Source organism: Cedecea sp. FDAARGOS_727 (assembly GCF_012273235.1).
GTDB lineage: Bacteria > Pseudomonadota > Gammaproteobacteria > Enterobacterales > Enterobacteriaceae > Cedecea > Cedecea davisae.
Window position 1 is genome coordinate 3,663,549 of the sequence record NZ_CP050966.1, and the last position, 12,641, is coordinate 3,676,189.

Annotated in this window: 10 protein-coding genes; 5 read left to right on the top strand and 5 right to left on the bottom strand. The window is 52.3% G+C overall.

The features are described 5' to 3' along the window. The first annotated feature begins 143 nt into the window (after window positions 1-143). Window positions 144-563, top strand: coding sequence for a lipoprotein YedD (gene yedD / locus FOC35_RS17235; RefSeq protein ID WP_016537038.1), 420 nt, complete (start codon window positions 144-146; stop codon window positions 561-563). A gap of 57 nt (window positions 564-620) precedes the next feature. On the opposite strand, the gene amyA is transcribed toward yedD, so the two are convergent. The 4 genes from amyA to fliD form a co-directional block, all read right to left on the bottom strand. Next, window positions 621-2,108: an alpha-amylase gene (amyA, locus tag FOC35_RS17240; protein WP_172569605.1), complete on the bottom strand. Its 1,488-nt coding sequence runs from the start codon at window positions 2,106-2,108 to the stop codon at window positions 621-623. 69 nt (window positions 2,109-2,177) lie between these two features. Further along, window positions 2,178-2,540, bottom strand: coding sequence for a flagella biosynthesis regulatory protein FliT (gene fliT, locus FOC35_RS17245; protein ID WP_016537036.1), 363 nt, complete (start codon window positions 2,538-2,540; stop codon window positions 2,178-2,180). Next, on the bottom strand, window positions 2,540-2,950 hold the full coding sequence (fliS, locus tag FOC35_RS17250) for a flagellar export chaperone FliS (RefSeq protein ID WP_016537035.1): 411 nt from the start codon (window positions 2,948-2,950) through the stop codon (window positions 2,540-2,542). The genes fliT and fliS overlap by 1 nt, the downstream gene beginning before the upstream one ends. Before the next feature lie 9 nt (window positions 2,951-2,959). After that, entirely contained in the window at window positions 2,960-4,381 is a 1,422-nt protein-coding gene (fliD, locus tag FOC35_RS17255) for a flagellar filament capping protein FliD (protein WP_016537034.1), read from the bottom strand. Window positions 4,382-4,795: 414 nt separating this feature from the next. Here fliD and FOC35_RS17260 point away from each other — a divergent pair, with 414 nt between their 5' ends. The 4 genes from FOC35_RS17260 to FOC35_RS17275 all read left to right on the top strand — a co-directional run bounded on the left by FOC35_RS17260 (window position 4,796) and on the right by FOC35_RS17275 (window position 11,846). After that, complete coding sequence (locus tag FOC35_RS17260; protein WP_172569606.1) at window positions 4,796-5,635, top strand: flagellin; 840 nt, start codon at window positions 4,796-4,798, stop codon at window positions 5,633-5,635. Window positions 5,636-5,835: 200 nt separating this feature from the next. Further along, a complete protein-coding gene (locus FOC35_RS17265) occupies window positions 5,836-7,263 on the top strand; it encodes a hypothetical protein (protein ID WP_172569607.1) in 1,428 nt (475 codons plus the stop codon). A 39-nt stretch (window positions 7,264-7,302) separates the two neighbouring features. Further along, window positions 7,303-10,653 (top strand): bifunctional class I SAM-dependent methyltransferase/glycosyltransferase, encoded by a 3,351-nt coding sequence (locus tag FOC35_RS17270; protein WP_172569608.1) that lies wholly within the window; start codon window positions 7,303-7,305, stop codon window positions 10,651-10,653. A gap of 65 nt (window positions 10,654-10,718) precedes the next feature. Further along, complete coding sequence (locus FOC35_RS17275) at window positions 10,719-11,846, top strand: DegT/DnrJ/EryC1/StrS aminotransferase family protein (protein ID WP_172569609.1); 1,128 nt, start codon at window positions 10,719-10,721, stop codon at window positions 11,844-11,846. 74 nt (window positions 11,847-11,920) lie between these two features. Here FOC35_RS17275 and FOC35_RS17280 read toward each other — a convergent pair whose 3' ends face one another. Continuing rightward, on the bottom strand, window positions 11,921-12,637 hold the full coding sequence (locus tag FOC35_RS17280) for a class I SAM-dependent methyltransferase (RefSeq protein WP_172569610.1): 717 nt from the start codon (window positions 12,635-12,637) through the stop codon (window positions 11,921-11,923). Window positions 12,638-12,641 lie beyond the last annotated feature (4 nt).

Below are 12,641 nucleotides of genomic sequence, written 5' to 3' on the forward strand. Positions count from 1 at the left end.
CGATCATACGCCGATATCCGGGGGTTAACAGGCTGAAAACATGAAAAATCAATCTGGATCAATTTTTCGGCCAATGGAGGAATTGCTGGCGAGGGCGTGGCTTTAATGCCAAAATTATTTTTTCTCCGCAGTCAGGATAGACGATGAAGAAGGTTTTACTTTTGGCGGCGCTGGTAGCCTTGAGCGGCTGCGCCGAGGTCAGAGATTATAAGCAAGTAGTCCGTGAGCCAGCTCCGGCAGGCCTGGCGGGCTACTGGCAGTCGAACGGACCGCAGAGCAAGCTGGTCAGCCCGGAGGCGATTGCTTCGCTGGTGGTTACCGCCGACGGCGATACTCTCGATTGCCGCCAGTGGCAGCGTGTGATTGCCCTGCCGGGCAAGCTGACAAAGCTTTCCGGCGAGCTTAGCAACGTGACCGTAAAACGTGAGATTTACGCTATAGAGCGCGACGGCGACACGCTGGAGTACGCCGGAATGACTTTGAAGCGCGTTGATCGTTTGACGACAGAGTGCGCTGATTTCCTCGCTAAAAACCCTTTGGACAGCAAGCTGCCCAAAGAGTAAGCCCTCATCCGACCCCTCTTCCTGATGTGGCGATGGGAGGGGGCCGGTGAGATAACGCTACAGAACATCCTCCAGCACCCAAACGCTGACGCTTCCGCCGTTGCAGGTGAAGGTTGCGCTGCCGCTCTGGTCGGTGGAGATTGTTTCCTCGCGGTTGCCGAGGTAATCACGCCAGTTTTTCCCGCCGAAGTTTTCGCCCAGCGTCAGGTTTTTCTCGCCGTTATCCCCGTTAGACATGACCACCACGCAGCCCGGATCTTCATCGGTTCCGCTGCGGCTGAAAGCGATGCAGTTGGGGTGATCGAACCACAGCGTTTGTACGCCGTGGGCGAAGCGTTCCCGGGCGTGAATCAAGTCGTCCAGCTGTTCAATAACCGGCATCTCAATCGGGTAATTTTGGCCGTCTCCGCCTTCATCCTCATAGTGAGCACCAAAAAGGTCCGGGTAAAATACCGAGGGCACGCCGTTTTCACGCAGCAGGATCAGCGCATAGGCCAGTGGTTTAAACCACGGCTCCACCGGAGCTTCGAGGGATTGCAGCGGCTGGGTATCGTGGTTGGCAACCAGGGTGACGGCATGGAACGGGTCGGCTTCCACCAGGGTGCCGGTGAAAATTTGGCTCATGTCGTAATCGCGGCCCTGGCGGGAGGCCTCATGAAATTTCATTTGCAAGGGCGCGTCGAACAGCATGGTTTTGCCCTCGACCTGGGCGATGTATTCCTGGAGTTTATCGACCTCGTGTGACCAGTATTCGGCAACGATAAATAGCGGCTGAGCGGCAACCTCCTGTACGTGTTCAATCCACTCTTTATAGAACCAGGCCGGAATGTGTTTTACCGCATCCAGCCGGAAGCCATTACAGCCTGTTTGCTCCATTACCCAGCGCGCCCAGTATTTCAGCTCCTCGGTGACCGCGTGGTTGCGAAAATCAATGTTTTCGCCCATCAGATAGTCGAAGTTGCCAAGCTCGTCGTCCACCTGGTCGTTCCAGCCTTCGCCCGTGTAGTCGTTGACGATTTTAAAGATGCCGTCTTCGTTCGGGTTTTCAATGTGGTCAACGCCGCTGAAGCATTTGTAGTCCCAGATAAACTGCGAGTATTGCCCGGCGCGGGCGGGGAAGGTGTAGCGAGTCCAGGCCTCGCATTCTATGACTTCTTCCGAAATTTCGTTGCGGTTTTCTTCGTTGACCCGGTTAACCCGCACCTGTTCTTTTTCATCGGCGCCCATTTTGTGGTTCACCACCACGTCCAGCAGCACCGCAATGTTGTTATCACGTAGGGCCTGAATCGCCGTCAGCAGTTGGGCCTTATCGCCGTACTTGGTCGGCACGCTGCCTTTCTGGTCGAATTCACCGAGGTCGAAAAGATCGTAGCTGTCATAGCCTACGGAATAGCCGCCAGAGCTGCCTTTATAGGCGGGCGGGAGCCAAACCATATTGATGCCGATGTCGCTGAGGCTGCCTGCACGGTCCGCAACTTCGCGCCACAGACTGCCGTCGCCGGGGGAATACCAGTGGAAAAACTGTAACAGGGTGGGGTTCTTCATATCATCCGTGCTCCAGAAGTCATTTAGCTGACCTCTGGAGTATGGAGTAAGAAGCGAAAACAGGCAGGTTTACTGATTTAAATCGCTGGGCATTAAAACATTGCCGGAAAGAAATCCGTAGGTGTTGTTGAGCGATTTCTGGCGGCCGCTTTGGTCGATAAGGTCGCGCAGTTCGCTAAGCCGACCGTGCAGCAGCGCTTTGATCTGGTTTTCATTCGCGAGGATCATATCCAGCAGTCCCTTCGCTTCTTCCTGGCTTCTGTTGCTGGCCTGGGCAATAGGATTATTGGCAATCGCCTCCACCAGCTGAACGTATTTCACTTCCTGTTCTATCAACTCATCCCACTTTCCAGAATGAGCAAGGTCAAGCATGGTTTGACTGAGGGCATGAAGGGCATACCATTCATTTAGGGATGAGATGAAATCATTCATCAGATAGCATCCTGAAGTGTAGAGGGAGAAGGGCCTATTTGTTTCCATGCATCCGCAATATTGGCGAGCAACCTTTCTACTTCGCTGATTGCGTCGACATCGTTGCGCAAATTAGCGTGCAGGAGACGCCGCACCATATAGTCATAAAGATTCGCAAGGTTAACGGGCAATTCCCCTCCGATCTCCATATCCAGACCTGCTTTCAGTCCGTTATCAATAATATTAATGGCTTTGGAGAGCGCCTCGCCTTTGGGGGCCATTTGGCCCTGCTCCAGAAACAGGCGCGCCCGCACAAGGGCACTGAGTGCCCCGTCGAACAACAACACCACGAGCTGGTGTGGACTGGCACTCATAACGGCGCTTTCCAGACCGACCTGTTGATAGGCTTGTACACCAGAACTCTTGTACATATTATATCCTTAACTTTTGGTGAACTGCTGCGTCAGGTAGTTCCCCGTATTGGTCATCTTGCTGACAAGGTTTGCCAGAGAGGTAAACTGTGCCTTGTAACGTGCCATGGTGGCGTCAATACTGTCGCTCATATCCTGCTTACGGTCAGCCACGGTCTTCAGGGTTGAAGTGAGGCCGTCCTGCGCATTTTTAATCACGCCGGCATTGATTGAGCTGGTGCTCAGCATGTTGTTCAGCTTGGTATCCAACTGGGTAGCAAAACCGGTGGTTTTACCGTCGCCAACAAAGTAGTTGATCACGCCCTGCGGGTTATCCGTCAACGCTTTAGTCAGCTTGGCATCATCCACTTTCAGCACGCTGGAGCCGTCTGGAGCCAGAACCGGATCCTGGCTAACGCCAAGCTGAGCCATGATGCTGTAATCGCCAGCCTGAACGTTGGTCAGCATGCTGCGAATATCGGCCTGAATGCCGCGTACCGTACTGTCTCCGACCAGTGCGCCGTTATTCGGGTCCTGGGCGTTACCTGCGGTAACTTTCACATACTTGGTGACGCTGGCAATGGTTGACTGCAGGGAGTTATAAGCTTTAACCCAGTCATTAATAACCTTTTTGCTGGCATCGCTGGTACGCGTAACGCTGAGCGTCTCGTCAGCCGTGCTTTTTGCTTTCAGGTTCAGCGTCACACCCGGCATGGCGTCGGAAATGGTGTTGCTCTGGCGTTCAATGACGACGCCGTTGACCTGTACTTTGGCATTCTGCGACGGCGTTTGCTCATTTAACGCGCCGGATTTGCTGGCCGAGTTGTAGCCAATAACGCCCTGAAGTTTGTCATCGCCGGTCACGGTGACGGTCATGTCAGACTGCACGCCGGTGCTCTTGGAGGAGAGCATCAGGCGGTAATCACCGTCGCTAGCTTTAACCACGGAAGCGGAAACATTCCCGTTGGCCGCATTAATGGCTTTGGCGATACCGTTCAGCGAGGTATCCGAGTCGGATAGCGTCACGTTCAGCGGGGTCGTTGTCCCTGGCTGAGTAATGGTGATTGTTCGTGTTCCACCGGTCGTCGCTCCTTGCTGCGCGGTGTTACTGGCAATGCTACCGCTCATCAGCACCTGGGATTTCGCCATCTGCTGTACGTTAACCGTATAGTCAGACAGAATCGCATCGCTGGTGGTTGTGGCGCTGAATGCGGTGTTGGTGCTGCTGACGGATGTTGCCAGCAGTGCGCCGCTTTTTGTTAACGCAGCGGTCGCCGTTTCCAGACCCGATATCGCCGTTTTTAATTGACCGAAGGCGCTAAACTGAGCCTGATACGTTTTGGTCTGGGTATCAAAAATCGTTAATTTAGTCTGTTCTGCCGCGTAAAGCTTATCGTATGTGTCCTGGAGGTTCAGGGTCGTGCCTGCTCCAAGGCTAGAGATCGATGCCATTGATGTCTTCCTTTAAGTCGCTGGTAGTTACACTACTTATCGGCGGACTGGACGAAAAGTTTACTGCCAGTTGAAAAAAATAATCAGTCGAATAGCCGGGTGGGAATTAGTCTTATAAGCCGATTGTCGAAGCGTATGTCTTCATTAATAGAGTAGTCGGTTCGCATCAGAAGGCCGGGGAGTATTTATTTTCATTTCCGCCTGTTGATATAAACCGGCGGAGGGAAATGCAGGTATAAACGAAAGAAAAAAGAATATATTGATATTAATTTTTCTTTTAATTCAATGGTTTGATATTTTTTCTGTGATTATTTCTAAAGTTGGAACTGAGGGCGTCGATAACCTTGTTGACGGTGAGAGACGCCGTGAGTGTTAGGCACCGAACCTAAACCCAATTTTTAAGGAATTAAAACTATGTCAGTTATCAATACTAACCTGCTGTCCCTGACTACTCAGAACAACCTGAGCAAATCTCAGAACTCACTGGGTACCGCTATCGAGCGTCTGTCTTCCGGTATGCGTATCAACAGCGCAAAAGATGATGCTGCTGGTCAGGCGATTGCCAACCGTATGACTTCCCAGGTTAAGGGTATGACTCAGGCCGCTCGTAACGCTAACGACGGTATCTCTCTGGTTCAGACCGCTGAAGGTAACCTGAACGAGATCAACACCAACTTACAGCGTATCCGTGAGCTGTCTCTGCAGGCTGCTACCGACACCAACGGTACCACTGACCTGAAATCCATCCAGACTGAAATCACCCAGCGTCTGTCCGAAATCGACCGTATCGCTGGCGGTGCTTCTTTCAACGGCAAAAAACTGCTGGACGGTTCCGTAGGCAGCACCGGTCTGAACATTCAGGTTGGCGCTAACACCACCTCTAACGACACCATCGTTATCGGCAGCAACGCGCTGATCGCTGCTTCTTCCGCTAGCCTGGACGCTGGTCTGAGCACTACAGTCGCCGACCACTCTACTGCACAGGCTGTTGTTTCTGCTGCTGATGCTGCAATTGCAAAAATCGATGAAGCTCGTTCTAACATGGGTGCGATTCAGAACCGTTTCGAATCCACTATCAACAACCTGAACAACTCCATCACCAACCTGTCTGCTGCACAGTCCCGTATTCAGGATGCTGACTACGCGACCGAAGTTTCCAACATGAGCCGCGCGCAGATCCTGCAGCAGGCTGGTACTTCCGTACTGTCCCAGGCAAACCAGGTTCCACAGGCAATGCTGTCCCTGCTGCGTTAATTTCGCAGACTGCTACAAGAAAGGTTGCTGGAAACAGCAGCCTTTTTTTGTTTTTGTCGAAAATAGCCGCCGACTGCCGTTTTTTAATATGAAGGATAAGGCGCTAATTTCAGTTTTGTTCTGCGCATTATGCCTGCCGTGCGAATGCTAGCATCAGACAATCACCGGTCTGGCAAAAAAATGCACATCAAAGGACAGTTATGAACAGTTTCTCTCGCACCCGGGCGCTGCAACAATATTACCGCGATCTGTTTACCCGCACTATTTTCCTGCCGGAAGCGGATGTTTTGCCCGCGTGGTTGGTGACTGAAGTCCTTAATTTCGTCAACCCTGATTTTGCCTCCCTGAACGACAAATTAACCCTTGCTCAGACCGGGCTGAATCCGGAACAAGATAGGGCGCTGAAGCTAATGATGGGGGCTATTATCCTCTCGAATTCAGCGCTGGACATGCATCAGCATGCTAATCCGGAGCCTGTCGATGCCGATAAAGTTGAGAAAATAACCCATTATATTGTTGAAGCCCTGAAGCTCGACGGCAATAAAAACTATCTGGTTGCTGGCGTTCAGGTCTTGTTCCGCATTAATGAAATTAGCTCTGCGATTTTCCTGATCTCCAATAACCTTTCCGAGCTTAGCGAATCTTCGGTGGCGTTGAAAATCCTGCTGCTGGTTTGCCTGATGGAAGAAGATTTTAATCAGGCCTATGTCATTATTGAGCAGCTCACCGGAAATATGGCGCTTATTGGCGAAGATCCTATGACGCTATTGATGGTGGTTTCGGCTCTCTATCAGCTCGGTGGCTGCCCGGATTCATTTATCGATTTTCGCCCGTTGGCAGACACGCTCTACCGGCCGGATAGCGAACGCTACCAATGGCTGATTGAACCGGCGAACAATAGCAAAACAACCGTTCTGGTCGGCTGCGACAAAGCCTATTTCTCGGCGCACGGCCTGCCTTTGCTGCTCTCAATCTTTAATACCAACCGCAGCGAGCTTAACGTTCACTTCCACATTTATAACTGTGACGCTGGACTGGAACAGCAGATTTCCGGGCTGCGTGAGGCAATGCCCGAGCTGGGTATTTCGCTGAGTAGCGAAGCGTTCAGGACGGGCAAGGCGGACAAAGTGCATTACGCCAGCCGTCGCCTGGTTTTCTTACCGCATGCCCTGAAAAAAATAGCTTCTCCTGTTCTGCTGCTGGATGCCGATAGCCTGGTAAGAAAACCGTGGTCAGCTTTGAAAGAGACCCTTGAAGCGAAAGATCTGCTGCTGACCTGGGATGAAAATGTCCCGTTCTGGGAGTCCATTCTGGCGGCGTTTATCTATAGCGAAGGCGGCGAGCCGTCGGCGAAATATCTTGCGACCGTCGCGCGGTTTATTGATATCAATCTGCAAAACAATAACGCCGAATGGTTCCTCGATCAGATAGCTCTTGCCGCGGCAGAAAATGAACTTAGCGCCATGGAAAAAATGGCAATCGGCCGTGAAGCAACCAGCAAACTGGCGGATGCCGGGCACGGTGAAGATGCATTTTGCTGGGTGCTGGGTAAGTCCCGGCAGGAAAGCGAGGCCTACAGAGAATACAAATCTTCGCTGCTGGAAAACTACAGCGTATTAATCGGCTGACCCCAGGTCATTTCTCCTGAAAATAATGGATAGCGTAAAGTGAGTCAGTATTACCCGGATCGCAATATTTCTACCGCGGCCATTCAGTGCGCGGCCCACCTCTACCATCTGCCTGCGGTGGCGCCTGAGCGTGCGCGTATTCTTGAGCTTGGCTGTGGTGAGGGGCAGGGCATTGTGGCCCATGCGCATGCGTGCCCGGAAAGCATTGTTATTGGCATAGATATCGATGAGGCCAGTATTGCCGTGGGGCAGCGGCGTGCGCTGGCGCATGGACTCGCAAATGTTGAGCTGTTTAATGCGGGGCTGGGAGATATTCTGGCTATTGAAGGCGGTGAATTTGATTACATCATCGTGCGCGGCGCTTTCTCATTGCTCGGGGCTCCTGAGCAAGAAGCGCTGCTGACGTGGTGTCGCCAAAACCTCTCCAAATCAGGCGTTGTCTGCCTGCACTGGTACCCTTCGACGGGAGCCGGTGACACTGCGGCTATCCGTGATGCTCTCAGCTACCATGCCATGCGTGGGGGTAATAGCGATACTGAGGTACAGGTCAACGCCGTGCGTGGCATGCTGAGTTATCTGGCGATGACGTTGCCGCAGGGTGCTCTAAAAACGCGTGTTGAAGAGGCCGAGCGAGAGAGCGATTTAATGCTGACTCTGCGTTACCTTGCACCTGCCGTTGAACCACTTACCTTTAGTGAGTTTTATAGCAAAGTCGATGAGCTGGGCTTCGGTTATGCGGGAGATGCCGTACCGCAGTATGAATTACCGGACTATTACGGTGACAAAGTTGCCACGCTCCATGGTCTGGTTGCCGGGCAGGATCGGGTAGCGGCTCAGCAATATCTGGATTTTAGCGTATCACGTAGCGAACGTTTCAGCCTGCTGGCTGCCGCACGGGAAGAGGCGCATTTTCCGCCGCTTCCCGATCTGGCGAGCCTTGAAACGCTTCACTGGTCGGGGAGCTTTACGCGCAGAATCAATGACAATGCTCAGATTGTTAAAGGGCATACCAGCGGCAGCGGGCAAGCGTTAAGTAGCGACAATCCCGTTACGCTACGAGTGCTGGATCTGCTGGGCGCGGCATGGCCACTCAGCCTGAGCGTCGATCAGCTAGTCTTTAACTGCCGTATGCCCGAAGAGCATGCCGACGTTCGTGAGCAAGTGCTGGCGACGCTAAAGGAGCTCTACCTTAAGCAGCCTTCCGGCCTTTACTGGAGTGCATCACCAGGTGCCTACAATCGGGCAGAAAACGATACGCTAAGCGCCATCGTGCCGCCGGAATCTTTCGATGCGGAAAAGGGTGAAGCGCTGACGCTGCAAAATTATTGGGGCGAAGACTTTACTCTGACGGCGGAAGAGCTGTGCTACTTGCGCAGCGGGATGGCCGGTGTCAGCGATGATGCGTGGCAATGTTTTCTCTCACTGCGCAATAAAGGCGCGCTGACGGGATCTCCCCTTGCCTGGAAAAAACATTATCAATCTTTTCTGCGTACCGGAAACACTCAATATTTACGGCAGTTGCTGAATACCTTACTCCTGCTTAGCGTTTCCACCAATCGGGGCGGACTCCTGAGTGAGGATGTTAATGACGTGCCGCGAACGGAACAAAGCGGCGACGATATTTATGATGAGATAAATCAGCTCATTCAGGCTAAAGATATTCAGCAGGCTAAAGCGCGCTCTGAGCAATTACTGAGCGATAATCCCGAGGATATCTCAGCGTTACGCTGCTATTCCCGTACCTGCATTTTGTCCAATCAGTGGGATGACGCGATAAATGCGCTGTGTCGCCTGATGGGCTATTACTTCTCCAGCCTGGATATTTATTATGACCTGGCGACTGCATTCCAGAAAACCAGCGATCACTATCATGCCCGGGGGGTTTTACAGGGGTTATTAAGGCTTGAGGAAAAAAATGTCAATTTCTGGCATAGCCTGGCCTACTCCTATTATCAGCACGGAGAGATGGCGCTGGCGGAGCAATGTTCCCGAGCCTCCCTGCGCAGTGAGGGCGTTAAGGCCATTCATCTTGCGACCATGGGGGTGATTTTAAGCGACAGTCAAAAGCTCGACGAGGCGGCCTGGTTCCTTAACAAGGCAATAGAGCTTGAGCCGGGCAATTTTGAGTACTTCACCAGCCTGCTGTTTGTGCTGACTCACGACCACAACGTGACGGCTGAACAGCTGTTTGAAAAACACCTGCAATACGGGCAGGCGGTGGATAAATGGGCCAAAGCCTGCGATCTGCATTTTTCTTACGCCGGGGAAAAAGATCCGGCTAAAAAACTGCGTGTGGGCTTTGTCTCCGGGGATCTGCGTAAACATCCCGTCAGCCATTTCCTGGAGCCGTTCTGGGATGGGCTGAATCGCGAGCATTTTGAACTGGTTGGCTACAGCGTATCGCCAATTCGCGACGAGGTAACCGAGCACTTAGAGGCCGGTTCCGTATTGTGGCGCCATGTTGACAAGTTGAGCCAGCGCCGGCTTGCCGAACAGATTAATGAGGATCGCATAGATATTCTGTTCGACCTTTCCGGCCATACCTCAGATAACCGCCTGCCCGCGTTTGCGCTACGCCCGGCACCGGTGCAAATTTCCTGGATTGGTTACCCCGGGACAACCGGCCTGAGCACCATGGATTATCGCATTCTGACCGCGACGCTTGCCCAGCCTGCCGATCTCGAACAGCAACTGACTGAAAGCATCATGTTTATTGAGATGCGTAAGTTCTTCGAACCCCATCCGCAAAGCCCGGATATTCAGCCGCTGCCGGCGCTTAAAAATGGCTGGCTTACGTTTGGCAGCTTTAATCGCCCGAAAAAAATCAACGATGAAGTCCTCAGGGTCTGGGCCAAAATTCTGACCCTGTATCCCGAGTCGCGGTTTGTCATTGGCTTTATGAACGATGACAAGATGGTAGCGGCTATGACGAAAAAGTTGCAGCAGCTGGGTATTGATGAGTCGAGGCTGATTTTCAAGAGAAGAGCCTCGCTGGTGGATTACCTGGCCTATCACCATGAAATCGACATTTTGCTGGATGCCTTCCCTTACTCCGGCGGCACCACCAGCAACCATGCTTGCTGGATGGGCGTGCCAACCCTGACGCTGTGCGGCGCGACCATGGCCGCCCGCCAGGGTGTGGACATTATGCGCTCATACGGGCTGGAGCAGTTTGTTGCCTACAGCGTAGAAGATTACATCAACAAAGCAATCGGCTGGCGCGATAACGTTGACGAACTGAATGAAATACGTATGACGATGCGAGGCAATCTCCCGAGGGAAAATGAAAACGGTTTCAACGCGACGGCTACCTTTGAACGGGCGCTACAGGAGGCCTGGCGCATTTATTGCGCGGGCGAGGCGCCCCGTACTTTTACCGTAATGGAGTGATGTGGCCGCGGCGGGTAACGATGCACTCGCCGTCCCCGCCGTCTCTACGCTGAGGTGTATGCACTATGAAAGATATCTTTGTAACCAGCCCGCTGCTGCCGCCGCTTGAAGAGTTTATTCCGTATCTCGAGCAAATTTGGGGCAATAAGTACCTCACCAATAACGGTCCGTTTCATCAGCAGCTTGAGCAGGCGTTGGCCGATTATCTCGGGGTTAAATACTTATCGCTATTCTCTAACGGCACGCTGGCGCTGTTGACGGCATTCCAGACCCTGCGGCTGAGTGGCGAAGTCATTACCACGCCTTACTCCTTTGTGGCCACCTCGCACAGCCTGCTGTGGAATGGCCTGACGCCGGTATTTGCCGATATTGACCCGCAGACATTTAATATTGATGCGGACTCTATCGAGGCTCTGATCACCCCGCAAACTACCGCGATTATGCCGGTACACTGCTACGGCATCCCGTGCGATGTGGATAAAATTCAGCGCATCGCAGACACGTACGGTCTGAAGGTTATCTATGATGCCGCCCATGCGTTCGGCGTGAAGCAAAACGGCTCCAGCATTCTTAACTGCGGAGATCTGTCTATTCTGAGCTTTCACGCCACCAAGGTGTTTAATACCATCGAGGGCGGGGCGATTATCTGCCCGGATGCCAGAACTAAAAAACGCATCGACTACCTGAAAAACTTTGGCTTTGCCGATGAAACCACGGTGATTGCTCCGGGCATTAACGCCAAAATGAATGAAGTACAGGCGGCTTTTGGCTTGCTACAGCTCCAGCATATTGACGGGGCATTAAACGCTCGCGCCGCTATTTATAAGCGCTATTGCGAAGGGCTGGCCGGTATTCCAGGGCTGGAGTTTTATACCCAGAAAAGCGACTATGAGTGGAACCACTCCTATTATCCGGTTCTGGTGGATGAGCGTTTCCCGATTAGCCGCGATGCGCTTTATGACGCCCTGAAAGAAGAGGGCATCTATTCACGCCGTTACTTCTACCCGCTCATCAGCTCGTTTGCCATGTACCGGCATCTGCCTTCTTCCGCCCCGGAACATTTGCCGGTAGCCAATGAGCTTTCTCAGAAGGTGCTGTGCCTGCCTATTTTCCCTGACCTGGGCGAAGAGGAGCAGCAGCGTATTATCGCCGCGGTAAGACGTATTAGCCTTGGGCAAAGCGCCGCGGCATAGCGTGCTGGCGGAGTGAATAACAAAAAAGGGCTTTGTCGTAAGACAGAGCCCCTTTTACAGGCGACAGTTTAGGACTACATTTCGGCAATGCACATCAAACGTTCGCTGCGCTCGAGATAACGGTCGCCGGACCATTTAAACATGCCGTTTATCAACAGCGGGTTGTGCAGGCCGTGGCGGATGAGCCAGTCTTCATGCGTTTTTTTGCCTTTGCCAACAGGAATGATAATAACTCTACTGGAGATACGCCCCAGGATTTCCTGCATTTGCTCAATGGTAAAGAATTTGATGTCGAAAACAGCATCACCGGCTTTTTTAGAATTGAAGTAATTCACGAAGGATTTATTGTGTGCATTATGAACGGTAACGATCATTCTTCCTTTCGTGATTCTTGCTTGTTCAGTTGCCATTTGATGAATCTCTTCTTCAGCAAAATATCCCCAGAACCCGTTGTGGTAGGTCAGGTCAAAATGCTTATCCGGGTATTGCAGATTGAAGGCGTTCATTACGGAAAAACGATCCTGCAAAGAAGGATAGAGTTTTTTCGCCAGGCTCACCGATTCGGGTGAAAAGTCGATGCCGTGGCCTTCAACGCCGCGTTTTGTCAGTTGCACGATATCGCGGAAACTGCCGGCAGCAATTTCAAGCACGCGCTTTTCGTGGCTCTTTCTGACGGCATCAATATAGTAGGCGTGCCGAATATCATTCTGGTAATGATCGAAAATTCCCTGCCATTTTTGATCCCAGTCCTCGGCCGTAATCAGCTTAGCTGGCTCGGTGGTTTGGCTCATTTTC